23 protein-coding genes are annotated in these 23,303 nt (G+C 66.0%); 3 read left to right on the top strand and 20 right to left on the bottom strand.

Annotated features, from left to right (window positions below):
- Positions 1-112: 112 nt before the first annotated feature.
- Together flgM and JN531_RS11250 are read left to right on the top strand one after the other, a co-directional pair.
- Complete coding sequence (gene flgM, locus JN531_RS11255) at positions 113-379, top strand: flagellar biosynthesis anti-sigma factor FlgM (protein WP_239795295.1); 267 nt, start codon at positions 113-115, stop codon at positions 377-379.
- Positions 367-654, top strand: coding sequence for a hypothetical protein (locus tag JN531_RS11250; protein ID WP_228348959.1), 288 nt, complete (start codon positions 367-369; stop codon positions 652-654). The genes flgM and JN531_RS11250 overlap by 13 nt, the downstream gene beginning before the upstream one ends.
- A gap of 15 nt (positions 655-669) precedes the next feature.
- On the opposite strand, the gene JN531_RS11245 is transcribed toward JN531_RS11250, so the two are convergent.
- The 14 genes from JN531_RS11245 to JN531_RS11180 form a co-directional block, all read right to left on the bottom strand.
- A complete protein-coding gene (locus JN531_RS11245) occupies positions 670-2,805 on the bottom strand; it encodes a PAS domain-containing sensor histidine kinase (protein ID WP_228348958.1) in 2,136 nt (711 codons plus the stop codon).
- Between the two features lie 103 nt (positions 2,806-2,908).
- Positions 2,909-4,093: a methyl-accepting chemotaxis protein gene (locus tag JN531_RS11240; protein WP_228348957.1), complete on the bottom strand. Its 1,185-nt coding sequence runs from the start codon at positions 4,091-4,093 to the stop codon at positions 2,909-2,911.
- Between the two features lie 26 nt (positions 4,094-4,119).
- Positions 4,120-5,187 carry a protein-glutamate methylesterase/protein-glutamine glutaminase gene (locus JN531_RS11235; protein ID WP_228348956.1) on the bottom strand — a complete coding sequence of 356 codons (1,068 nt, stop codon included), beginning with the start codon at positions 5,185-5,187 and terminating at the stop codon, positions 4,120-4,122.
- Positions 5,187-5,759, bottom strand: a complete 573-nt coding sequence (gene cheD / locus JN531_RS11230) for a chemoreceptor glutamine deamidase CheD (protein ID WP_228348955.1) — start codon at positions 5,757-5,759, stop codon at positions 5,187-5,189. The genes JN531_RS11235 and cheD overlap by 1 nt, the downstream gene beginning before the upstream one ends.
- A complete protein-coding gene (locus tag JN531_RS11225) occupies positions 5,756-6,631 on the bottom strand; it encodes a CheR family methyltransferase (protein WP_228348954.1) in 876 nt (291 codons plus the stop codon). The genes cheD and JN531_RS11225 overlap by 4 nt, the downstream gene beginning before the upstream one ends.
- A gap of 3 nt (positions 6,632-6,634) precedes the next feature.
- Positions 6,635-6,814 (bottom strand): hypothetical protein, encoded by a 180-nt coding sequence (locus JN531_RS11220; protein WP_228348953.1) that lies wholly within the window; start codon positions 6,812-6,814, stop codon positions 6,635-6,637.
- A 10-nt stretch (positions 6,815-6,824) separates the two neighbouring features.
- A complete protein-coding gene (locus tag JN531_RS11215; protein WP_275591457.1) occupies positions 6,825-9,104 on the bottom strand; it encodes a methyl-accepting chemotaxis protein in 2,280 nt (759 codons plus the stop codon).
- 28 nt (positions 9,105-9,132) lie between these two features.
- A complete protein-coding gene (locus tag JN531_RS11210) occupies positions 9,133-9,633 on the bottom strand; it encodes a chemotaxis protein CheW (RefSeq protein WP_228348952.1) in 501 nt (166 codons plus the stop codon).
- 16 nt (positions 9,634-9,649) lie between these two features.
- Positions 9,650-11,650 (bottom strand): chemotaxis protein CheA, encoded by a 2,001-nt coding sequence (locus JN531_RS11205; RefSeq protein WP_228348951.1) that lies wholly within the window; start codon positions 11,648-11,650, stop codon positions 9,650-9,652.
- Complete coding sequence (locus JN531_RS11200) at positions 11,647-12,012, bottom strand: response regulator (protein WP_228348950.1); 366 nt, start codon at positions 12,010-12,012, stop codon at positions 11,647-11,649. The genes JN531_RS11205 and JN531_RS11200 overlap by 4 nt, the downstream gene beginning before the upstream one ends.
- A 13-nt stretch (positions 12,013-12,025) precedes the next feature.
- A complete protein-coding gene (locus tag JN531_RS11195; protein ID WP_228348949.1) occupies positions 12,026-12,307 on the bottom strand; it encodes an STAS domain-containing protein in 282 nt (93 codons plus the stop codon).
- A 117-nt stretch (positions 12,308-12,424) separates the two neighbouring features.
- Positions 12,425-13,594, bottom strand: coding sequence for a DUF3047 domain-containing protein (locus JN531_RS11190; protein WP_228348948.1), 1,170 nt, complete (start codon positions 13,592-13,594; stop codon positions 12,425-12,427).
- A 103-nt stretch (positions 13,595-13,697) separates the two neighbouring features.
- Complete coding sequence (locus tag JN531_RS11185) at positions 13,698-15,053, bottom strand: DUF1329 domain-containing protein (protein WP_228348947.1); 1,356 nt, start codon at positions 15,051-15,053, stop codon at positions 13,698-13,700.
- Positions 15,054-15,169: 116 nt separating this feature from the next.
- Positions 15,170-16,519: an ABC1 kinase family protein gene (locus JN531_RS11180; RefSeq protein ID WP_228348946.1), complete on the bottom strand. Its 1,350-nt coding sequence runs from the start codon at positions 16,517-16,519 to the stop codon at positions 15,170-15,172.
- A gap of 50 nt (positions 16,520-16,569) precedes the next feature.
- On the opposite strand from JN531_RS11180, the gene JN531_RS11175 reads away from it, so the two are divergent.
- Complete coding sequence (locus tag JN531_RS11175; protein ID WP_436233296.1) at positions 16,570-17,016, top strand: DUF6918 family protein; 447 nt, start codon at positions 16,570-16,572, stop codon at positions 17,014-17,016.
- Between the two features lie 14 nt (positions 17,017-17,030).
- Here JN531_RS11175 and JN531_RS11170 read toward each other — a convergent pair whose 3' ends face one another.
- The 6 genes from JN531_RS11170 to JN531_RS11145 are packed head-to-tail and all read right to left on the bottom strand — an operon-like array spanning position 17,031 to position 23,284.
- Positions 17,031-19,598, bottom strand: a complete 2,568-nt coding sequence (locus tag JN531_RS11170) for a DUF1329 domain-containing protein (protein ID WP_228348944.1) — start codon at positions 19,596-19,598, stop codon at positions 17,031-17,033.
- Positions 19,595-20,332: a TonB family protein gene (locus JN531_RS11165; RefSeq protein ID WP_228348943.1), complete on the bottom strand. Its 738-nt coding sequence runs from the start codon at positions 20,330-20,332 to the stop codon at positions 19,595-19,597. The genes JN531_RS11170 and JN531_RS11165 overlap by 4 nt, the downstream gene beginning before the upstream one ends.
- Complete coding sequence (locus JN531_RS11160) at positions 20,313-20,717, bottom strand: ExbD/TolR family protein (protein ID WP_228348942.1); 405 nt, start codon at positions 20,715-20,717, stop codon at positions 20,313-20,315. Before JN531_RS11160 ends, JN531_RS11165 begins: the two co-directional genes overlap by 20 nt.
- On the bottom strand, positions 20,714-21,253 hold the full coding sequence (locus JN531_RS11155; RefSeq protein ID WP_228348941.1) for a MotA/TolQ/ExbB proton channel family protein: 540 nt from the start codon (positions 21,251-21,253) through the stop codon (positions 20,714-20,716). Before JN531_RS11155 ends, JN531_RS11160 begins: the two co-directional genes overlap by 4 nt.
- A complete protein-coding gene (locus JN531_RS11150) occupies positions 21,246-22,604 on the bottom strand; it encodes a MotA/TolQ/ExbB proton channel family protein (protein ID WP_228348940.1) in 1,359 nt (452 codons plus the stop codon). The genes JN531_RS11155 and JN531_RS11150 overlap by 8 nt, the downstream gene beginning before the upstream one ends.
- Positions 22,601-23,284, bottom strand: a complete 684-nt coding sequence (locus tag JN531_RS11145) for a DUF3450 domain-containing protein (protein ID WP_436233295.1) — start codon at positions 23,282-23,284, stop codon at positions 22,601-22,603. The genes JN531_RS11150 and JN531_RS11145 overlap by 4 nt, the downstream gene beginning before the upstream one ends.
- Between the last annotated feature and the right edge of the window lie 19 nt (positions 23,285-23,303).

The raw sequence follows: 23,303 nt of genomic DNA, 5'->3' as shown, positions 1-23,303 counted from the left end.
TGTTCACGATGCACCGGATCGACCAAGGGTCGCAAACGACGACTTCCCGACGCCAACGCTAAAGTTTTTCCGGCGGCCGCCGATAGGGCGGCAACTGAACCGGATATCCGCCATGAAAGTCACCACCCCACCGCCCCTGTCCGCTGTCCGATCCGTGGTGCCGGCCCGTACGCCTGCAGGCGGAGAGCCGCCGGTGCCGGTGACCGCCAGCAGCGCACTGTCGCTGTCGGATGCCGCACGCGCCCCGCAGTCACCGACCGACCGTCAGGTCCCCACAGACGAGCCGCGCGTCGCCAGTCTGCGTCTGGCCGTGCAGGAAGGACGTTACGCGGTCAACGCCGAGCAAATTGCCGACCGGTTGCTGCAGTGGACACTCTAGCGACACCGCCCGCCGTGGTAGCGGCACTTGATGCCCTGGAACGCGCACTGCTACGCGATCCGGCGGCTATCGAAGCAGCCATTGGGGCACTACGGCGCGCGTTGGCAGCCTTGGCACAGGCACGGCCCATGCCCGCCGCCGACACCCTGGAACGTCTGCGCCAACGCGGGCGCCAACTGGCCGAGATGGCCCGCCTGCGACTGCAGTCGACCGCTCGGCTACAGCGCGCACTGGAACCGGTCTCGAATACCCTGGTGTACTCCCGCCGCGGCTGACGGCGAGGGCCGACGCTAGGGGTTCAACGGCACCCAGGCCGCGACCCGAGTGCCCTCGCCGGCGAGGCTGGTCACCTGCACGTCGCCGCCCAGCAGCCGGGCCCGCTCATGCATGCCAAGCAGTCCGAAATGGCGTTCGGTCACCGGCGGCAATTTGGCCGGATCAAAGCCACGACCGTCATCCTCGATCACCAGCTGCAGGCGCTGGCCCTCCAGCGTCAGCGACAACCGCAGGCGTTCAGCGCCGGCGTGCCGAAGGACGTTGGTCATCGCCTCCTGGGCAATACGAAACAGGGCCGTCTCCACTTCCGGCGAGGGTCGGTCCGCCGGCGGCGACAACTGCATTTCGAGCTGCAGGCGTCCGAGTGCCGCCTGGCGCTCGGCGTACCAGCGCAGTGCCGGCGCCAGACCCAGGTCGTCAAGCACCGCCGGCCGCAGATCCAGCGACAGGTTGCGCACCTGTTCGATCAGCGCATTGAAGCGCTCGCCGAGATCACGCCGTAGCGCTGCCGACAGGCGGACCGTCGGATCGCGCACCCGCATCAGCCCAGCCGTCAGCTGCTGCCCGATCTCGTCATGCAGCTCACGCGCCAGGTGCCGCCGCTCATGCTCCTGCACCTGCACCAACTGCTCAGACAATACCCGCAACCGCTCGGCGAGCGTCTCCAATCGATGTTCACGGTCGCGCCGCTCACTGGTATCCAGAATGGTGGCCACGAACACCGACGAGAGATCGTAGGCGGAATAGCGCAGCACCACCTCCACCGGATAGTGACTGCCATCCTTGCGGCGATGCACCGTCTCGAAGCGCAGCTCGGACACCCGTCCCTGCTGAAGCGGTGCGATCATCTGGCGAAAGACCGCTTCGGTGTACTCGGGCTTCAGTGTCAGCGGGGTCAGCGTACGCAACTCTTCGATCCCGTATCCGAGGTTGCTGCGGGCCGGCTTGTTGACCATGACGAACTGCAAGGTATCAGGGGCAAACAGGTAGATCTCGTTGCGAGACTCTTCCAGAATCTGGGCGTATCGCTGGGCATCGGTCTCGAATCGCTTGCGCTGGGTGATGTCCATCACCACAGCGAGCACTCGCGGCTGGTGTGGTGCATCAACCCGGCGACCGCGCTCGCCGATCCAACGGGTACCGCCGCCGGCATCGACAATGCGATAGGCATGCTCGAACGGTAGTCCGACCTCGACGGCGGCATGCCAGACAGCCTTCACGGCCTCGCGGTCAGCAGGGTGGACCACACGCAACAGCTGATCGACCGTCTCCAGCGTCTGCGGAGCCGGGTCGCCGAAGACCGCGCAGGCTTCGTCACTCACACGTAACCGACCGCTATCGGGGTCGAGCTGCCAGACGCCCATGCCCGCTGCTTGCAGCGCAAGCCGCTGCCGCGCCTCGGCGGCCTCAAGCCGCTGTTGTGCGCGCAGGCTGTCACGGATATCACGCAGGATCAGGGTGTGCAGCACACCGCCGCGCAGCGTCAACGAGGACACCGATACCGCCACCGGAATCATGCTGCCGCCTTGATGCGCTACCCGCATCTCGGTCGTTCCGGTCTGCGGCGACCACAGGTCGGGTGCCGGCTCGGCGCCGGCTGGAGGCCGCAGCCAGCACGCCAGCGGTCGCCCAAGGACCTCGGCAGCAGCGATGCCGAACAGCCGCTCGGCGGCATGGTTGAACGACACCAGATGCCGCCGTTCGTCGACGGTCACGATCGCATCTGTTGCGGTCCGCAGGATGCCTTCGGTACGTTGCAGCGCATCCGACAGCCGTTGCTCGGTGGTCAGCTGTGCCGTGATATCCACCACCGATCCGACCACCACCAGGCCGTCGGCCGAGGGCTGCGTTTCCACTGCCGTCTCCTCCAGCCAGAACACCTGACCCTGGGCGTCCCGCATGCGGTAGATGAGGTGGTAGTGATCACCAGGCGCCTGCAAACCATGGCGGGCCGCATCGACGCTGGCGCGGTCGTCCGGGTGGATGTGGCGACCGGCGCCGATCAATCGCGCCGCCACCGCATTGCGGTAGACCACCTGACCGTCGCTATCCAGGCCCCAGACCCCAAAGCCGGCCCTCTCGGCCACGGCCTGCAGGGCAACGCCCGCGAACAACGCGGGCGATTCAAGCGAGCTTTCGGCTGGGGGCATGGTGAACTCCGGTAGTCCGACCCAGCCTGACGTCCCGCCGCCAGAAGTCAATCGGCCGAGCGACAGGCGGAGCGCGGTGGCCGACCGCTCGCGCCACCGGGGCTCAGAACAACTCGACCTCGCCCACCTGCATTGCGACCTGGGACACCGGCTTGTGGGGGGGCACCGCGACCCGCCCGCGTACTTCGCGCACGCGCTGGGTCAAGCGCTCCAGCTCGGGCACGCAGTCCTTGCCCCCCTTGAGTCGAAGCGCATCGAGAGCACGGGTTTCATGCTCGATGTCCTCAAGACGTTTGAGATGTACTTCGGCGGCGCCCAGCGCCTGGGTCGAGATATCTTCGAACTGCAGCGAACGCACCGCTTCAGCGACCGATTGACCGATCCGCTTTGTCGACGACTGGGCCTCGTTGAGCGTCTCACTGAGGGTGTTGTGAATCGCTTGTACATGGCCGATCAGGCGGGTGGTGCCGCTCTGGGCCTCTTCGCTGAGGCTACCGTCGCGCTGACTCATGGCGGCGACCGCAACCCGCACCGACGACACCGCTTCCTTGGCATCCACCGCCAGCCGGCGGATCTGCTCATTGAAGGTGTTTGACCGCTGCGACAGCGAACGCACCTCGTCGGCGACCACGGCAAATCCGCGTCCCGCCTCGCCCGCCCGAGCGGCCTCGATGGCGGCATTGAGTGCCAATAGGTTGGTCTGGTCGGCAATGGTCTTGACGTCTTCCAGCAACACGAACATGCCGTCGAGCTTCTGCGCCATGCCATCGATCTGGCTGACCGTGGCACCGGACTGACTGCTGACCTGGGACAGCGCGGTGGACATGCGCTCCATCAGGCTACGGGCATCGTCGGCAAACTGGCGTACGCCGCCCTGGCCCGGCTCGCCATCGCGGCGCTCCAACACCCGACCCATCAACTCGGCCTGACTCCGTGACTCGCCGTTCATCCGCTCGAAGCTCTGTGCCAGACGCCGCACCGCATCGCTGACCAGCCCCCTCGCGCGTTCGATTTCCTTGCGTGTGCCCCCGATCTCATCGGTCACAAACTCGCGCATCTCGTCGACCAGCGCAGTGCTCGCGTCCAGCGCAGCGGTCTGCGCGGCGGTCGGCTGCGTCATCTGGAATCGGAACAGATAGGCCATCGCCCAGCTCACCACCAGGGCCGCACCACTGAGATAGATCCATCCGGGCTCATGGGTGGCAAACAGCAGGTATAGATGTACGGCCGACACCGTGATCGGTGCTGCCAGCAGTAACAGGTCCAGATGGTTTGACTTGAGTTTCATCCCGGCCTCCGAGGGTGTCAGTGAGTTTATCGGCCAGCGGCCGCGCGACTTGAGGCGTTGAGTCGACCGACATGTCGACGCGCAGCGTCCATCAGACGGTCTGCCACATCGGTGAGAGGCAATACCGCTTCAGCCCCACCGAGACGAACCGCTGCCCCCGGCATGCCCCATACCACGCTGCTGGCTTCATCCTGAACGCAGGTAAATGCGCCGGCCTGCCGCAACCGTGTCAGGCCACGGGCGCCGTCATCGCCCATGCCGGTCAGCAGGGCGGCGGCGAGGTTGCCGCCGGCCGCTTCGGCTGCGCTGTCGAACATCACATCGACGGACGGGGCAAAGCCGTTGACCCGTGTGTCCTCGCCGAGGCGACACACATAACGCGCGCCATCCCGGCGGATCCGCAACTGCACACCGCCCGGCGCGACCCAGACCTGGCCGGTGGCGATCCGCGCGCCGTCAAATGCCTCGCCAACCCGCACGGCGCAGCACCGATCGAGGCGCTCGGCGAACGTTCGCGAGAACATGGGGGGAATGTGCTGAACGATCACTGCACCTGGCGCGTCCGGTGGCAAGGCGGCGATCACGTCGTGTAACGCTTCGGTACCGCCGGTAGAAGCCCCCAGCACGAAAAAGAAGTCAGTCGACAGGCTCAGCGGCTGGGGTCGGCGAACCGGCGCCTTCACCCGGCTTGGCAGCCGCGCGCCCGCCGCGGTAATGACCGCCTCACGCAAGCGTTCCGTCGCCTCGCGCAATCCCTGTACGATGCCCACCTGCGGCTTGGCGACGATGTCGACTGCACCCAACTCCAGGGCCCGCAGCGCGGCATCGGCGCCGGCTTGGGTCAGCGACGACACCATCACCACCGGCATCGGATGCAGTCGCATCAGATGATCGAGAAAGGTCAGCCCGTCCATGCGCGGCATTTCGACATCGAGCGTGATCACGTCCGGCTTCAGCGACTTGATCATCTCTCGCGCGTGATATGGGTCGTGGGCAGCGCCCACCACGACGATCCGGGGGTCGCCACCGAGCAATTCGGACAGCAGTTGCCGGATCATCGCCGAGTCGTCCACCACCAGCACTTTCACGGCCATCAGAACAGCTCCACCGTACCGCTGGAAATGGGGGCTCGGACCAGTTGGGTGCGATAGCGCACCTCCTCGGCCAACATCGGATCGGCAGCCTGAATCGGCAGCGCCTTGATGAACGCCCGTCCCGATTGGGTATGAAACGCGACCTTGCGCGGGTGGGTGCCACCCAGGTCCCGCGCTGTCACGGGAATGCGTTCGGTCTGCAGAAAGGCCTCGACGAACCGGATGTTGCGCTGGCCGACATCGAGTGTCGTCATCTGCCGCAGAACCGCGCCACCACCAAAGACCTTGGCCACGATCTTGGCCCGTCTTGCACCCATCTGCAGCATGGCGTTGATCAGCAGCTCCATGGCATGAATACCGTAGCGCGCCGACCCCGAACCGTCGGTGGCGCCATCCGGCAGCATGAAATGGTTCATGCCGCCGATGCCGGTCCCCGCGTCGTGCAGACAGGCGGATACGCAGGAACCGAGCGTGGTGACCAACACCACATCACGATGATCGGCGTGATACCCGCCCGGCAGCACCTTGATGGTGGGCTGACCCGCCAGGGCCTGATCGGGACGGGCGTTCATCGGCCACTCCCGGTGACGGGGGCATATACGGTCTGTCCGAGATTTCGGAACAGATGCTGGGCATGGAAAAAGCTTTCCGAATGCCCGGCAAACATCAAGCCATCAGGCCGCATGACCGCGTGCAGGGTTTCCAACACCTGCAACTGCGTCGGCTTGTCGAAGTAGATCATGACGTTGCGACAGAACACCGCGTCTGCGCCACGGAATGGAGGCGGCTGCGGCCGCAGCAGGTTCCACTGCTCGAAGCGGATCAGCCGTTGCAGTTCCGGTCGGATCTGCGCCATGCCTTCATGACGCCCCCGACCCTTCAGGGCGAAACGCTGCCGTTGCTCCACGCTCAGAGGCGCCAGTCGCGATAGCGGATAGCGACCGGCCGACGCGGTGGACAGGGCATCGGTATCGATATCCGTGGCGATGATACGTACGGGAGGATTGAGACTGTTGAACGCCTCGCAGGCGGTGATCGCCAGCGAGTAGGGCTCCTCACCCGTACTGGCAGCCGCACACCAGATCAGCTGGCGTGCTGGGGCCCCGGGCCGAAGCAGGTGTTGACGCAGCCGCTGAAAATGATGCGCCTCGCGGAAGAACGCCGTGAGGTTGGTGGTCAGCGCGTTGACAAAGGGGCCATGCTCGGGATGTGCCGGATCCTCCAAGCCTTCCAGGTAGCGATCAAAGCTGTCGAGTTCACAGGCGCGGAGACGCCGGATCAACCGGCTGTACACCATGTCCTGTTTGCTATCAGCCAGCGAAATGCCGGCGTGCTGGTGAATCAGCCGACGCACCCGTTCGAAATGGCGAGCGGTAAAGATGACCTCGCGGGTCACCCCGGTCACCGGGGCATCGAGGTCCGGCGCAGCAGCATTGGGAGCCATGGTTCATGCGCCTTGGGGGCGGTCGTCGGGTATCGGCCCGCGCCGCATCAGGGGACAGCCGATGAGTCGGCCGCGGGGTTCGAATGCCACCGGCACGCCGGCGAGGCAGAGCCCGTAGTTGGCCAGCCACACCACCCAACGGGCGGGACAGTAGCGGCCATGACGCAGGGCACCGGTGGTCATTGCTCGGGCCTCAGAACTCGGTCCAGTCCTCGTCCGACGCACTCGCCGCCTGACCGCCTGCCGCGGCCGCCGCCGGGCGTGCGGCACGCGGCGCTGGCGCCGACGGCTTGCGCTGGGCGGGCGAGGCGGTCCGCGACGGCGTCGGCAAGGCCGTCACCTTCGATGACGACGGCGGCGGTGCCGACGGCCCGCCGACAGCGAGGCGGAAGCTGCCGACCGATTCGGACAAACCACCGGCCTGCTCTTCCAGTGATCGTGCGGCGGCGGAGGCCTGCTCGACCAGGGCGGCGTTCTGCTGGGTCACCTCGTCCATCGACGTGATGGTCTGGTTGACCTGCTCGATGCCCTGACTCTGCTCCAGGCTGGCGGCGGAGATCTCGCCCATGATGTCGGTCACCCGCTTTACCGAGTTGACGATTTCATCCATGGTGCGCCCTGCGGTTTCCACCAGCTCGGAACCGCCCTGAATCTTGTCGACGGAATCGGAGATCAGGGTCTTGATCTCCTTTGCCGCGGCGGCGGAGCGCTGCGCCAGCGACCGGACTTCGGACGCCACCACCGCGAAGCCCCGCCCCTGCTCACCGGCACGCGCCGCTTCGACGGCAGCATTCAGCGCCAGGATATTGGTCTGGAAGGCAATGCCGTCGATGACGCCGATGATGTCGGCAATCTTCTTCGACGAATCGGTGATCGAGCTCATCGTCACCACCACGTCGGAGACCACTTTGCCGCCCTTGCCAGCAACATCGGCAGCGCCGATCGCCAGCTGATTGGCCTGCTTGGCGTTCTCGGCGTTCTGCTTGACGGTGCTGGTCAGCTCCTCCATCGAACTGGCGGTTTCCTCCAGGCTTGCGGCCTGCTGTTCGGTGCGGCGAGACAGGTCAAGGTTGCCGGCTGCAATCTCCTTCGATGCGGTATTGATGGAGTCGGTCGCCTGCTTGATCTGGTTGATCATCCCGGTGAGCTTGTCGACGGTGCCGTTGGCGTCTTCCTTGAGGCGGGCGAAGGTCCCGCTGTAGTCGTCGGTAATCCGCTGTGTCAGATCGCCGGCAGACATCGCGCCGAGAATACGCAGCACCTCGTTGAAGGCCTTCTCGTTGGTATCGAGCAGCGAGTTGATCCCGGTCGCCAGGGTATGGAAGAAACCCTGCTTTCCGGAAACCGCAATCCGCTCCGAGAAGTCCCCGCTGTTGGCAGCGGCAACGATATGACCGACCTCAGCCTCGACCGCGACTTCAGCCGTGCGGTCACCCCACTCGACGACAGTGCCCTGACGCTCGCCTTGCGGATTGAAGATGGGATTCACGATCAGCGTGAAGGTACGCCCACCAACGACGATCTGGGCACGGTGAATGCCCTTGAGGTCAGCCAGCATGCGCGTCTGGTGGGCCGGATTCTTGTGAAACACGTCGATACTGCCGCCCAGCACCTTGCGAGCATCGAACTGCGGCAGATCCTTACGGATGTCGGCCTCGGCATGCTGCAGCATCTCCAGCACCGCACGGTTGGTGTAGGTCACCCGGCGATCATTGTCGGCAATCATGACGTTGGTGCTGACGTTGTCGAGCGCCTGGCGAATCCGGAGGTTCTCTTCAGCGATCTGCTTTTCCTTTGCCGCACGCTCGGCATCCGCCTTGGCAGCCGCAATCTCGGCCTGCTTCTGCTCGGTGATATCCGTGGCGTACTTGATGACCTTGATCACCTTGCCCTGTTCGTCCAGAACCGGGTTGTAGGTAGCCTGGATCCAGACCTCACGCCCGCCCTTGCCAAAACGGAGGTACTGCGCCGCATCGAATTCACCGCGTCCGAGTTGCTCCCAGAACTGCCGATACTCGGCCGTGCTGCGGTAGTCCGGATCGACGAACATCGAGTGGTGCTGACCTTTCACTTCGGCCAGCGAATAGCCCAAGGTATCGAGAAAATTGTTGTTGGCATCCAGGATCTGACCGCTGGGGCTGAACGAGATCACGGCTTGGGAACGTCCCAGTGCCGCGAGCTGGCCCGCCAAGTCGTCCCGCTCGCTCTGCAGCGCCTGAAGTTGCTGCTGCCGGGCAGTAGCGTCGACCAGGCTTGCCGCGCGTCCTTCCGTCAGTGCATGCAGCCGGCGGTAGCCCGCGACTGCGGCGGCCAGGGCCGCCGCCACCACCAACAACGAGGCGCCGACCCATCCGGCCATCGACAGGGCGCCATTCATGTGCGCGAGACAGAGCGCGGGCAGCACCACTGCGGCGGCCGCAAGACCGGCCAGCGGCGCGGCGGGCGCGGCGAGAGGGGAAGTAGGGTTCGACATGAGCGGCTCCGGCAAGGGACGTACGGGATCAACCAGCGACAGCGCTGTCGAACAGCGCCATCTCCTGACTTTTGAACAGTTTTTCGATGTCTACGACGATCAGCATCTGACCGTCGCGTTCGGCAAGACCGGCGACATAGCGGACATCCAGACCGCTGCCGAACTCGGGCGTATCCTTGATATCTTCGGGGCGCAGGCGGACCACGTCGGAGACCCGGTCGACCACCATGCCGATGACGCGGTTGGCGACGTTGAGAATCACCATCACGGTGAAGCTGTCATAGACCGGCTCACCGAGTCCGAACTTGATCCGCATGTCGACCACCGGGACGATGGTGCCGCGCAGATTGATCACGCCCTTGATGAAGGCGGGCGCTGCCGGGAGACGGGTGACCGAATCATAGCCACGGATTTCCTGCACCCTCAGGATGTCGACACCGTAGTTTTCAGCGCCCAGGCAAAACGTTAGGTACTCGGCGCCGATGGCGTTGGCCTCGTTGTTGTCGAGCGGTGCGGAACTGCCATCCATCGTCATCTCCGGTTGTTCAGGCCGCGACCGCAAGTGCGGATTCGCTGGCCAGCTGCGCCACATCGAGGATCAGCGCCACGCGCCCGTCCCCGAGAATCGTTGCCCCGGCAATACCCGGGACCGTCTGATAGTTCTGCTCCAGGCTCTTGATGACCACCTGCTGCTGTCCCACCAGTGCATCCACCATCAGCGCCAAACGGCGACCGTCGGCTTCCACCACCACCGCAATGCCGGGGCCATCACTGCCACCGGGCAGACCGAAGCGCTCGGACAGGCGCATGAGCGGCAGGTAACGTTCCCGAACCTTGACCAGGCGCTGGGCGCCGGACAGCGGCGGCAGTTGCTCCGGCGTCGGCTGTAGGCTTTCGAGCACACTGGAGATGGGCACGATGAACACCTCGTCGCCGACCGCGATGCTCATGCCGTCGAGAATGGCGAGGGTGAGCGGCAGTCGAACCGTGATTCGGGTGCCCTGCCCCGGTGTCGTCCCGAGGTCGATACGACCGCCGAGCGCCAAGACGTTCTTGCGCACCACATCCATACCGACACCGCGACCGGAAACGTCGGTGACCGCCTCGGCTGTGGAAAAGCCGGGCTCGAAGATCAGCTGGTCGATTTCGTTGTCGGTGGCGGGAAGCTGACTGATCACGCCACGCTCCAGTGCCCGAGCGACGATGCGCTCGCGGTTGAGGCCGCGGCCGTCATCTTCGATTTCGAGCACGATGGCCCCCGAGGCATGCCGGGCGGACAAGCGCAGGCGACCCTCTTCGTTCTTGCCGGCCGCACGGCGCTCGGCGGGCGTTTCCAGACCGTGATCCAGGGCATTGCGAAGCAAGTGGGTCAGCGGATCGGTGATGCGTTCGATCATGCCCTTGTCGAGTTCCGTGCTCTCGCCATCGAGCACCAGTCGAACCTTCTTGCCCAACTTGTCAGCCAGGTCGCGCACCAGTCGCGGAAACCGCGAGAACACCGTGCCGACGGGAAGCATGCGTACCGCCAGCACCGAGGCCTGCAGGGAGCGGGTATTGCGCTCGAGCTGGGCCAGCCCCGCGTGCAGCCGCTCGAATGTGGCCGGGTCGAGCACGCTGCTGGCCTGTTGCAGCATTGCCTGGGTAATCACCAACTCACCCACCAGATTGATCAGCGCGTCGACCTTGTCGACACCGACACGGATGGACGCGGTCGGCAGCGCCGGCGGCACCGCGGCCTCCGGCACCGGGGCGGGGCCGGTCACGGCCACCGCAGCGGTCACGGCGACCGCCTCGGGCTCGCCCATGGCGGTGGAGACCGTCAGTGGCGTCGACGCCGGCATCGGCGTCAGGGTCAGCAGGCAGCAGTCTTCGACCCAGGCGAAGATCTCACGAATGTCGGCTTCGGTTGCAGCCGTGGTGAGTCGTAGCTGCCAAGACAGGCGACAGTCATCCGGTGACAGTTCGGCCAGATGCAGGTCGGCAGGCACCTGAACCTCACCCTCCAGCGTGCCGAGTTCGGCCAGCGCCTGCATCAACAACAGCGGCTCGTTGCCAGTCGACAGCAGTGCCGGCGACGGTGCGAACTGCAGGTGCCAGAGACGCGATGGAGATGCGCTCGCAAGCGGCGCTGGCGTCGACGCAACGGGACCGCTCGCGCCCTGGTCGAGCACCGCCTTCAAGGCGGCTTCAAAAGCCTGCACCCGGGTCTCGGGGAGCGCGCCGCCGGCCTGGGCGGCCGTGATCATCGCGCGCACCCCGTCCAGTGCCAGGTACAGCACCTTCAGCACCTCGGCATCGGCGCGACGGTGACCGCTGCGAAGCTCGTCCAACAGCGTTTCGAGGTGATGGGTGGCCTGGCTGATGCGGGCGAAACCGAAACTGCCGGCGCCGCCCTTGATGGAATGCGCAGCACGAAAGATGGCATGCAGCGTTTCCTCGTCAGCACTACCGTTCTCCAGTGCCAACAGGCCCGTTTCCATCACCGCCAGACCTTCGAGACTTTCCTCGAAGAACCCGGCGTGAAATCGGGACAGGTCGATACTCATGCGGGGAGCACACGCTTGAGGGTCGCCAGCAGCTGCTCGGGGTTGAACGGCTTGACGATCCACCCGGTGGCACCGGCAGCGCGGCCTTCCTGCTTCTTGCCATCACCCGCTTCGGTGGTGAGCATGAGCATTGGCGTGTAGCGGTAGTCCGGCAGGTCACGCAGCGCCTTGATCAGGCTGATGCCGTCGAGATTCGGCATGTTGACATCCGCCAGGACCAGGTCAAACCGGCCGCCGCGGGCCTTGTCGAGCGCCACCGCGCCGTCCTCGGCTTCGGTCACCTCATAGCCGGCACTGGACAGCGTGAAACTGACCATCTGGCGCATGGAGGGAGAATCGTCAACGGCAAGGATATGGGGCATGGAAAACTCCGCGTCAGGGCTGGGCGGTCGGAAGGCCGAGGGCATCCGTCAGCCACAGCTGGCGGGCGGTGGTGGTGAGGGCGTCGGAAGGGTCGGTCCAGCGCAGGCTGCGGCCCTGTTGTGCCAGGTCGGCCTTGAGCGCAAGCAGCAGCTGCAGTGCGGCGGTCCCGGCCTGGACCACGGCCGCGCCACGCAGCTCGACATCGGTGTCGTGATGGTCAAGCGCCTCGCTCAGGCGTGCCTTGAGGGCATCGGCCTCGGCCAGGGTGCATCGCGGGGGAAGCTCAATTTGCACGGTCGCACGCCCAGTTGGTCCTGTAAGGCGTATCGGCCGTGGCGGCCGCGAGGTTGAGACCGCTTGTCTGCCTCGTGAAGGCGTTTGTCCGTCATCGGCAATGACGGACAACAACGGTCAGCGCTGGTCGGCCCCGATCCGCACCGGACCCATCGCGCCGTGCAGGGCGATTCCGCGATATCGACAGCGCCCCTGCCCCCGCTGAAAGGCGCTATTGGCGATCAGCCAGACCGCCACCACCCGCGCCGGCAGCGGGCCGCCGATGGCGTGCCGGTAATCCGCCAGCAGCGATCTGCTTTCCGGCAACCATTGGCCCAATGCCGAGGTGCCACTGCGAACGACCCAGTGAGTCTCCCGTTGATCCCACCACGGCAGAGGGCATTGGAAGACCGTATCAACCGGCAGCGACACGCTCCACATGTAGGTGAGGTCGAGGCCGTTGTCGAACTCGACGGCAATCGACAGGTAGTCATGGGTGGGCGGAGTGTGCTCGGGCAAGGCCGAGGGCAATTGCTCGACACACCACGACCAGTCCAGACGGGTGTCATCGGTCAGCGGCAGGTCCACCGGGTACTGCAGGATGCCAACGTCGGCATGGGTATGGCAGCACAGACCGTTCGCCTGCTCGGGGTCGGCGCGGTACAGCTCGCCGTCACCCAGTCGCCACAGATAGTGCCAGCCGACGGGCGGCCGCAGCGGCGCACGCAGCCGTTCCAGCACGGGCAGAAAGGCCGCGGCGTCCAGGCGGGCCGCGTCCGCCAGCCGCGCGGGGCCGTCGCCTCGCCACTGCAACAGCACGACCTCGAACCCACCCTTGAGCGGTGCGCGCTCCGGCACCGCCTCGAAATCGCCAGCCCGGTTGGCAAATTCGCCGGGGGGCTTGGCCACCCACCACAGCCGCCCGCCATCGCCGACGTCCAGTGGTGCCGCAGCGGCAGTCACCTTGCGCAATGGCTGGTCACCGACGCGATACCAGAGCCCGACGGTGGCACTGAAACCGACATCCAGCGCCCGTGCCAGCCAGACCCGGCCGTGGGCGTGCAGCGTGACCGTGTCGCCGGGGGCGAGGTCAATCCCGCTGTCGATCCAGGCGCCGCCGGCCGGGACCGAGAGCCGATGAACCTCCACCGCCCCCGGCCCCAACGCCGCCAGCACCGGTGCCAGACGCGCTGGTGACAGGTCTGCGACACCGTCGCCCTGGCCTCGATGGCGCCAACGCTGCAGCAGCCGGTGGCCGATCAGTCGGAGGGTGGTGGGAATCGTCGAGGGGGCGTTGCGGACGGGCATGCGAGGATCCTGCACATAAGGAGTTTCAGGGTACGGCAGAAACCCCGATCTGCCACAAAAAAGGCCGGGCAATGCCCGGCCTTCATCTGCGGCAAACCCGCACTTACTTGGTGGTCATCCGCTGGACCGAATTGGCGTTGAAGTAGTTGTCGTCGAAACGCGCGGTGGCATCGATCGGCTGGTCTTCATTGAAGGCGGCAGTGACAAAGTAACGTCCCGAGTTGAAGTGGTAAATCACTTCCGGAACCGTCGTTGCCGACAGGATGTTGTAGCCGAAGATGATGTGCCCTTCCTGGAACTGGTAAAGCTCGTCGCGGTTGTCGTAGGCATCGATCATGGCAATCGTCCATGCATCTTCGTCGACATAGAAACGACGCTTCTTGAAGGTATGGCTGGTACCGGCGCGAATATCGGCCTCCACCACCCAGACGCGATGCAACTCGTAACGCGGCAGATCCTGGTTGAGGTGGCGCGGCGCGGCGATGTCGTCATAGCTGACTTCGTTGCCGGCAATGCGATTGGAGTTGTAGGGGATGTACATCTCCTTCTTGCCGACGATCTTCCAGGTGTAGCGCTCGAGCACCCCGTTGAACATGTCCACCTGGTCATAGAACTGGTGACCATCGGTACCTTCATAGGGGTTGTCGCAGCACACCGTGGGGGCACGGCGAATGCGCTTCAGGCCGGGCGAATACAACCAGGCGTTGCGCCCCTCGGCGCCGGTACCGGCCTTTTCGTGGACCAGAATGAAGGTGCCGGCGAGCCGCGGCGGCGCCACCGTCTTCGACAGATAACGCAGGAACTCGCCCGAGGTCTTGGTCAGCGGCACCGGGTTCTCGATGGAGCCGTAGTAGAACTTGACGTCCTCGACGATCTTGGTCGCCTGGAAATCGCCACCCGGCTGCACGATGAGCTGGTTGTTGTAGCGGGTCACCGATTCGCCGCGGAACTTGAGCTTGTGGTTCCAGATTGGCTCGGCGCCGGTCTTCGGGATCGGGAACGGGAAGCCCAGGTTGCAGTTGCTGGGGTTGTCGGTGCCGATCATTTCGCAGCTGGTGGCGTTCTTCTTGGTGGCGTCGTAGATCTCTTGCGGCCAGCCGACCACCCGGTGCGAGGGGTAGACGTTCATCTTGTAGCTGTCGTAGGTATTGAGCAGGTACTTGTGCCCTTCCGACAGCTTGTCGGCGTACTGCGCCATGTTGGCCTTGGTGATGGCGAACAGCGGCTTCTCGGGGTCGATCTTGGGATCGTTGGGGAATTCACCCTTGAGCGCACCACGTCGGGCGCCCGGGGTCCATTCCGGGATCGTGCCATCGGCATTGCCGGCTTTCTCGGCGCCGACCGGGGTCAGGGTCGTTCCCAGTTTGGCGGCTTCATCGGGGCTTGCCTTGGCAGCAGCGGTGGCGCTGGCGAACGCAAGAGACAGAACGCCGGCCGAAACCAGCAGATGCTTGAACATGAGGGGCTTCCTCCTCTCGGGAACGATGATCGGGGTGCAGCGCTCGACATGGCGCCGTGTCGGGATACTGTCAGGCATCCTACCGGAAAGCCCGGCCTTGCAGCCAGCGGCAGGGCTCAGCCCACCGCCTTCAACACGGTTTCCCGCGAGCGCAGCTCGCAGCCCAGGGTCGACAGCATGATGAACACCCCGGCCAGGCGCCGGTGCAGGAACACGATCTCCCTCGGTGGCACCCGGAAGTACATCGACAGGGCATTGCGGGACGCGATCCGCCCGACCCGCATCAACAGGTCCGACTGTCCCCAGCGATAGGCACCATCGGCGGTCAGCAGTTCGGGCGGCACCGTACCGGCGTCGGGGTCATCGAACGGTTCGACGATCTGCTCGCAGAGCCGGGCGAAGGCGTCCATCACCGGTGTCGGGAAATGCTCGGACATCAGGCCGATGGCGCGAGACCCCTCGTGGATGCGCGCCCGGTCGCGTGCCAGCGCGCCGCGCATGATGTCACTGTAGGCATCGATGAAGCCGCGCCCGAAGACCCGGGTCGCACCAAAGTCCAGCAACACGATGCGATCGCCGTCCGGCGACGGGCGAATGCGGTAGTTGCCGAAGTGCGGATCGGTCTGCACCATGCCCCAGTCGAGAAATTCCTCCAGGAACAGTTCGAGAAACCATGAACCGAGCGCATTCCGGCGTGCCTGCGGCAGCCCCTGCACGTCGGCGTGGCGAACCGACACACCGGACTCGAAAGTAGTGGTGAGCACCCGGTCGGTGCTGTAGGCGTCGATCACCTGCGGCACCACGAACTGCGGCCGGTCGGCCAGGCGCTCGCCGAAGGTCCGGGTGAAGTGCGCCTCCGCCTCGTAGTCGACCTCGCGGTGCAACATCTCCCGCACTTCCATGAAGATCGGGTCGAGATCCAGCCCCTTGGGGGCCAGGCGTGACAGACCCACCAGGCGCGACAGACTGCGGATGTCGCTCTCGATGGCATCGGCGACACCCGGGTACTGGATCTTCACCACCAGCTCCAGGCCATCGCGCTTGCGCCGCGCCCGGTGGGCCTGACCGAGAGAAGCCGCCGCCAGCGGGCGCTCGTCGACCTCCAGCTCCGCCAGGCGCTTGCGCCCCAGTGCACGCTCCAGCACCGGCTGCACCACCGTCCAGGCCACCGGCGGCGTGTCGTCCTGCAGGCCGGCGAGAATTTCCACCGCCTCGGGCGGCAGGAAGTACTGGCCATAGAGCGAAAGCATCTGCCCGGCCTTCATGACACTGCCCTTGAGCTGCCCGAGCGAGTCCGCCAGCGCTTGTGCGCGGGCGCGATAAAAATCACGGTCGGCGGTCTCGCGATCAGCCTCGTTGCGGAATACGTTGGCCAGTGAGTGCGCGACGAAGCGACCACCGGTCCCCAGGCCCAGCCGCGTCAGCGCCACGTTGCGCTCGAATGGCTGGGTCTTGAGACGGGTCATGCTAGATTTCGGGCCCTCCGGCTTGTCGGTCATTCCCTTCCCCATACGCTATGAATTCCCTGACAGAGAGTCTACTGAGTCCTGCGCACCGTGACGGCATGACCACCGAAGCGGTGACCATGGTCGAGCAGTTCATCGCCAGCCGCGGCGGGCTCAAGGGGATGGCCTACAAAACCGGCTTCGCCATGCTGAAAAAGGCTCGGCCCGGGATCGTCGAGCGGGCCGCCCACAAGATGCTGCCGGAGTTTCTCGCCGCTCTGGAGCCCCTGTACCGCGAGTTCCAGGCAGGTTCCGGCGATGAGTTCGCGACATTTCTGCGGCAACATTCCGGACGCGCCGTGCGCAGCCTGCTCGGCGTGGCGGATGCCCGCGCCGCCACTGCCGCCGACAGCACCCGCCGCACCTACGAGAAATTCCGCAACGGCGCCGAGGACGAAGTCACCCGGCTGTTGCCGATGTTCGCGGAGCTGATCGGTCGGCGGCTACGGGCAAGTTGAGGCGGTCCCGTCCCCTACCGAGAAAAGTTGCGCTTGACCACTGCGGGTAGATATTCGCTGTTGGTCATCGGCAGGTTGTACTGCAGGTGGTCATGGTCGGCGAAGACCCGGTTGATGAAGTAGCGGCCATCCTTGAAGTCATAGGTGACCACCGGGCGGCTCCAGGCCGCCTGGATATCGTACTCGGCGACCAGATGGCCTTCCTGGAACCGCCAGAGATTGCCATCGTGATCGTGGTTTTCCACCATCACCACGGTCCAGGAATCCTCGTCGACGTAGAACACCCGTTTGCCGAAGGCGTGCCGCTTGCCGCCCCGTTCCGTGGCTTCGATCACCCACACCCGATGCAACTCGTAGCGACTGTGGCTGGGGTCGGGATAGCGCGGGGTCAACAGGCTGTCCTCGTCGCGCGCCGGCAGATTGAGTCGGTAGGCGTTGTACGGAATGTACATTTCCCGCTTGCCGACCAGCTTCCACACGTAGCGGTCGAAAGCGCCGTTGTACATGTCCACCATATCGATGAACTCGACCCCCTCGGAACCCGGGAACGGCTGGTCGTATCCCACCGGCGGAATCCGCAGCATGCGTCCCAGCTTCGCCAGCAACACCCACACGTTGCGCGGCTGCTTCTGCGAGTTGGCGGTCTCGTGGAACAGCGCCACGATATCGGGCGAACGCCCTCCCTCGTAGAGTGCGGTGATTCCCAGCGCCAGATAGTTCTCCTCGGCGAGATCGGCCGGTTCGGCGATATTGGCGTAGCGGAACCGCACCCGGAAGCGCTGGTCGTTGCGTGCGGTGATGGCGCCACTGGGCTGTACCACCGCCTGGCCATAGCGCGAATCGAACGAATCGCCGCGATACCGGGCCCGGTGGTTCCACATGATCTCGACGCCGGTGCGGGGGTCCGGGAACGGGAACCCCAGCCTGGCACCGCTGAGGGCATCGGGGCTTTCCAGTCGTGCGCGCCCGCGGTTGGCGGCGGTGGCTTCGTAGATTTCGGTGGGGTACGACACGCTGCGATGGCTCGGGTACACCGGCATGCGGTAGCCGGGCTGCGTCCGCAACAGTTGGCGATGCGCCGAGGTCAGTCGGTCCTCATGCTTGCGCAGGTTGTCGGCGGTGATGGTGAACCGCGGTTGCTCGCCGGCATAGGGATCAGGCAGGGCCTGACCGCTGACGAAGCCCGCCGGACGGCTGCCGGGGGTGATGCCGCCGGTCCAGGCCGGGATCTCGCCGCTGGCGTTGGCGGATTGTTCGGCCCCGACCGGGGTGAGGCCGCCACGAGCTCCCGGCGCCATCGCGGCACCCCCGTCGCCAGCCGACGCCGGTGCATCGCCCAGCGCCACCGTGCCACCGCCCGCCAGACGCCCCGACAACTGCAGGGTGTCATCGTCGCGGAGCGCCCGCTCGGCCGCCGCCGCCAGCGCTTGTTCCCGCGCACGCCCGGTTTCCAGATACTTGACCCATTCCTGCGCCAGTGGGGCTGTCTTGTCGCGCAGCACGGCAGCCTGACGAAACGCCGACAGCGCACCGTCGATATCGGCCTGCTGATAGCGGGCGGTGGCCAACTGCATCAGGGTGTCGCCGCGGGCACCTTCGCGCTCGACCAAGCTGTCGAGCACCGCGGCGGCCTGGCCGTAATCCTCGCGATCCATGTACTGCTGGGCGAGCTGACGCATCAGCACCGGGTCGGCGTTCCGCGCAATCGCCGCCTCCAGCGCCGGAATCGCCAGTCGTGCCTCGCGTGCGGCCAGCCACAGTTGCGCCAGCAGCCGCCGGTTGGCGGCGTTGTCGGGCAGCTGCCCACTGTCCATCCAGGCCGTGAGCAGCGACCCGGATTCAAACGGCGCACCCAAATCTGCCGTCAGCCCCACCAACCGCAGCCGATCGTCCGCCGACTGCAGGTATCCCAACCGCTGGGCCAGCTCCATCACCGCCGCGGCGCGGGACTTGTTCCCCACCTTGAGGTGCAGCGCAGCGAGTCGCAGCCAGTCATCCGCCTGCCGCGGATCTTCCCGTACCAGCGCCTCCAGCAGCGGCAGCGCCTCACGATGCTTGCCAGTGCCGATCAGCGAGGCCATCAGCGCCCGACGCCAGGAAATATCGGCATCGGGCACCGCCTTCACCGCGTCGCGCAGCAGGGGCAGCGCATCGCGGTAGCGCTTGTCTTCGAGGTACGCCGCTGCCAGCGCCACCTTGATTTCGGGGCTGGCGTTGCCCTTGCGGACCTGGGCTTCGAGCTGCGGTTGCATTTTCTTGTAAGCGCCGGTGCCCAGCAGCAGCTGCCCCTGCAGCTCCTGCATCTGCTCCATGGCAATGCCGGACAGGGCCTTGGTGGCCATCGCCTGGTCCAGATATTCGAGTGCCTGGGCGCTGTTGCCCTCACGCGCCGCCTTGGCCGCCAGGTCCCGTAACAGCAATGCACGCTGATACGGGTCAGTCGTGGTCTTCAGCAGGGCTTCCGGGGTCTGGGTCTGTGCTGCCGGGGGGGTTGGCAGCTCCCGCACCTCGCTACGGTATTGCTGCGCCTGAACGGCGATCGGGAGCAGGCTCCCGACGATCCATGGCAGAAGGCGCTTCATTGCCAGTTGTACGCGCAGTCTTCGGGGTTCATCGGCACCCGCTGCTTCACCTCGCGGGCGCGATCGGTCTGCTCGTAGATCCAGTTGGAGATGCTTTCAATCGCAGCGGCCTCGAACACGCCGCGCGGATCGGCATTGATCAACTTGACGTTCTGCACGCGGCCGTTGGGCATCACGGTAAACACCACCTCGACCCAGCCGCGGATGCCCTTGTCGCAGGCCCACTTGGGCATCTGCGGGCGCGCCGTCGACAGGGGCACCAGGGGCTTTCCGGTAAAGCCCCGTCCGCTGCCGTCACCACCGCCGCCGGCGCCGCTGCCCTGGCCGGCGAATCCGGCGAAGGCACCCGAGCTCGCCAGCCCGACGCCGGTAGCGGTCCCGCTGTTCAGGGGCACCGCAATATTGCCCACCTCGGCGGCGTTGATCGCCAGCGTCGGCACATTGACCGAGGGACGCTGGGGTGCCGACAGCGCCGGCGGCGCCGCCGGCGGCGGCGGCGGCTCGGCCTCCGGGCTGAACAGCGCTTCCGGCGGCGGGTCGGGCTCTTCCTTCACCTTGACCAGTTCCACCCCTTGCAACCGACGGCCGGCATCCGGCGGCGCTTCCGGCGCCCGCGTCATCCAGTGCATCCACAGAAACAGCAGCACCGCTACCGCCACCGCGAACACCACGGTGAGTGCGAGTCGCGGCCAGGGCGCGCCTTCCAGCGCGGGATCAGCGGGGAAGGGCTGCAATGGAAACGTCCTTGACGCCCGCCAACCGCGCCTGATCCATGGCCTCGACCATCAGGCCTGCGCGGGCATCGGTATCAGCCTGGATCACCACCGACGCCTCGGGATTTTCTGCGCGGAGCTTCTGGATCACCGCCCGCAGACCGCGGATATCGACCCGTTGGCGGTCGATCCACACCTCCCCTTCGGGCGAAATGGCGACCAGGATGTTGGTCTGCTCCTCGCGCTGGGCCGTCTCCGCGCTGGGGCGGTTGACCTCGATGCCGGCCTCGCGGATGAAGGAGGTGGTGACGATGAAGAAGATGAGCATGATGAAGATGACATCCAGCATCGGAGTCAGGTCGATGCCGGTGTCATCACCCGGCGGACTGTGGCGCTTGATCTTCATGCGGGCTGCTCCGACACGCTGAGGGTGTCACCGAACCGCTCGGCTTCCACCCGCACCCGCGACTGGAACCGGTTGATGAAGAACAGGCCGGACAGCCCCACCACCATGCCGGCCATGGTCGGCACTGTGGCGCGGGATACCCCGGCGGCCATGGCGCGCGCATCCGCCGTGCCCTTCACCGCCATCACGTCAAACACTTCGATCATGCCGGTCACCGTGCCGAGCAGACCCAGCAGGGGACAGATCGCGATCAGCACCTGAATGGTCGGAAGCGTCTGGTTCATCAACAGGTTGACCCGGCCCAGCAGTGCCCCGCGTACCCGGCGGGCACCAAAGGAGCGGCGCTCGGGGCGCTGGAACCAATGGCTGCGAACCCGGCCTTCGACCCGCGGTAACACCCGCCAGAAAAACCACAGCCGTTCGAGGATCAGCATCCACAGCACCACGGCGGCGGCAAAGATCCAGTTGAGCACCCAGCCCCCGGTATCGAGGAAACTGGTCAGCGATCGATAGGGCTCGAGCCACCATTCAGTCACGACGCCCCTCCAGCCGCTGCGCCAGTAATACCGCCGACTGCTCGTCGAGGACCTGGATCAGCACGCGCGAGCGACCGTTGAGCAGCGAGTTGACGAACAGCAGCGGAATCGCCACCACCAGGCCCAACACGGTGGTGACCAGCGCCTGCGAAATGCCGCCGGCCATCAGTTTGGGATCGCCGGTGCCAAAGACGGTGATGGCCTGGAAGGTGGCGATCATCCCGGTGACCGTTCCCAGCAGACCCAGCAGCGGCGCCACCGCCGCAAACAGCTTGAGGATCGACTGCGCCCGCTCGATGCTCGGCGTCTCCCGCAGCACCGCCTCGGACAGACGCAGCTCCAGCAGTTCCGGGTCGTCATCGCCGCCGGCGTCATCGCGGAAGGTCGCCAACACCCGGCCCAGCGGATTGTCCTGCCGCGGCTGGTCAAGTTGACCGGCCTGCCGACGCATACGGCTGCCGGTGCGGATCAGGTACAGCAGCTGACCGACGGCGATCAGGACCCCGATCAACCCCAGCACCAGGATGACGTAGCCGACCGCCCCGCCCTGCTGAACCCGTTCGAGCAGGTCCGGCTTGTCGGCCTCGACACTCAGCAGCGCACCCCGCGAGGGGTCGATCAACACCGGTGCCGCGCCCTGCTGCGTCTCGCTGAAGTCCGCGGCCAGGCCGCGCAGCGAACGTGAGGGTTGGCGCGGCAACGCCACCAGCCGCGCCTGCTCGTCGAGGACCAGGTACTCGCCATCGGCGAAGGCGGTGAAGGTGCCGACCCGCACCACTTCGGCGGTCCGCGACAGCCCCTCGGCATTGACGATGGGCGCCTCGAAACGGACGCTGCGCCCGGACTCGGTCATCTGTTCAAGCAGCGTCACCCAGAGCTGTTCAAGCTCGGGGATCCCCGGCAGCTCCCGCCCGCTGGCCAACTGATCGAGCAGTTCGAGTCGCGTCGGGTTCTGTGCGGTGATCAGTGAGTCGGCGGCCAGGGCCCGCAGGTCGCCGGCGGCCTGGCGGATACCGGCATACATCTGGTCGAGTTCACCGACGTTGTCACGCAACTGCGTCTTCAGCGCCTGGACCTCGCGCTGCTGGGCTTCGAAGCGCTGGCGCACGGTGGCAATGCGGGCGTCGGCCTTGCGCTTGTCGGCCTCGGCCTCCCGCAGCATGGCGGCCTGTTCGTTCTTGTCGCGCAGGAACCGTGCCTCGCGCTCACGATTCAGAGTGCGGCCTTCCGCAGCCGCCGACTGCACCTCGCGCAACAGTGCGTCGAGCCCTTCGACGCTGGCCGTCTGTGCCTGTGCTGGCGTGGCCAGCAGCGCCACGACCATCATCCCGATTCCGATCCGGCCGTTCATGGCTGCACCGCCTCGGCCGCTGCGACCGGCAACACCAGCAACCCTGCCGGGGCCGTGTCGCGGGCCATTCGCAGGCCCTGCCGGATACTGCGGGCCAGCCCGCTGTCGGCGTCGACCCACTGACCGGATTCGGCGTCCCAGCGCCAGGCGCGGTCGGCCTCCAGGGTCAGCGCGAACAGCGCGAGCCGCCCGACGCGCAGCTGATCAACCACGCGCCCGTCGACCTCGGCACGCTCGGCGCCAAGCCCCCGGCCGTAGTCGACTTCGATCTGATAGGCCTCCAGCAGCCGCCGGTATTTCTCCGCCAGCGTCGCTTCGGGATCGCTCATCAGGCGTTCGAGGTTGTCGAGCCGCTCGCGCCGCTCGGTGGCAAGAAACGGTAGATCCATTTCGACAAACCGGGCCAGGGTGTCCAGCATGCGCAGCATCAACGGCAGCAGCTCGGCTTCGGTCCGCTGCATGGCCTCGATCTGGCGCTGCAGCGACTGCTTCTCGTCGGCCTGCCGAGTCGCAATCTCCTCAAGCTGGTCGGCATAGACCGTGAGCTGCTGCGCCTGCCAGCTGGCCGCGCGGAAGCGTTCCAGCAGGGCGCGGGTCTGGTCGTCGAGCTGATCGACCCGGGTCTGTGAGGCGGCGGCCGCGCGTTGCGCCTGCTCGGCCGTGTTCAGCGCCTGCCCCACCGGATCACCCTGCGCACCG

This window comes from Flagellatimonas centrodinii, from assembly GCF_016918765.2.
Taxonomy (GTDB): Bacteria; Pseudomonadota; Gammaproteobacteria; order Nevskiales; family Nevskiaceae; genus Polycyclovorans; species Polycyclovorans centrodinii.
This window is presented reverse-complemented; position numbering and strand designations above follow the sequence as displayed.

Coding starts and splice junctions, on each gene's coding strand:
- flgM (WP_239795295.1), top strand. CDS start 113: ATGAAAGTCACCACCCCACCGCCCCTGTCCGCTGTCCGATCCGTGGTG.
- JN531_RS11225 (WP_228348954.1), bottom strand. CDS start 6,631: ATGGCTCCCAATGCTGCTGCGCCGGACCTCGATGCCCCGGTGACCGGG.
- JN531_RS11210 (WP_228348952.1), bottom strand. CDS start 9,633: ATGGATGGCAGTTCCGCACCGCTCGACAACAACGAGGCCAACGCCATC.
- JN531_RS11190 (WP_228348948.1), bottom strand. CDS start 13,594: ATGCCCGTCCGCAACGCCCCCTCGACGATTCCCACCACCCTCCGACTG.
- JN531_RS11220 (WP_228348953.1), bottom strand. CDS start 6,814: ATGACCACCGGTGCCCTGCGTCATGGCCGCTACTGTCCCGCCCGTTGG.
- JN531_RS11200 (WP_228348950.1), bottom strand. CDS start 12,012: ATGCCCCATATCCTTGCCGTTGACGATTCTCCCTCCATGCGCCAGATG.
- JN531_RS11205 (WP_228348951.1), bottom strand. CDS start 11,650: ATGAGTATCGACCTGTCCCGATTTCACGCCGGGTTCTTCGAGGAAAGT.
- cheD (WP_228348955.1), bottom strand. CDS start 5,759: ATGAACGCCCGTCCCGATCAGGCCCTGGCGGGTCAGCCCACCATCAAG.
- JN531_RS11170 (WP_228348944.1), bottom strand. CDS start 19,598: ATGAAGCGCCTTCTGCCATGGATCGTCGGGAGCCTGCTCCCGATCGCC.
- JN531_RS11160 (WP_228348942.1), bottom strand. CDS start 20,717: ATGAAGATCAAGCGCCACAGTCCGCCGGGTGATGACACCGGCATCGAC.
- JN531_RS11245 (WP_228348958.1), bottom strand. CDS start 2,805: ATGCCCCCAGCCGAAAGCTCGCTTGAATCGCCCGCGTTGTTCGCGGGC.
- JN531_RS11215 (WP_275591457.1), bottom strand. CDS start 9,104: ATGTCGAACCCTACTTCCCCTCTCGCCGCGCCCGCCGCGCCGCTGGCC.
- JN531_RS11185 (WP_228348947.1), bottom strand. CDS start 15,053: ATGTTCAAGCATCTGCTGGTTTCGGCCGGCGTTCTGTCTCTTGCGTTC.
- JN531_RS11235 (WP_228348956.1), bottom strand. CDS start 5,187: ATGGCCGTGAAAGTGCTGGTGGTGGACGACTCGGCGATGATCCGGCAA.
- JN531_RS11180 (WP_228348946.1), bottom strand. CDS start 16,519: ATGACCCGTCTCAAGACCCAGCCATTCGAGCGCAACGTGGCGCTGACG.
- JN531_RS11175 (WP_436233296.1), top strand. CDS start 16,570: ATGAATTCCCTGACAGAGAGTCTACTGAGTCCTGCGCACCGTGACGGC.
- JN531_RS11150 (WP_228348940.1), bottom strand. CDS start 22,604: ATGAACGGCCGGATCGGAATCGGGATGATGGTCGTGGCGCTGCTGGCC.
- JN531_RS11240 (WP_228348957.1), bottom strand. CDS start 4,093: ATGAAACTCAAGTCAAACCATCTGGACCTGTTACTGCTGGCAGCACCG.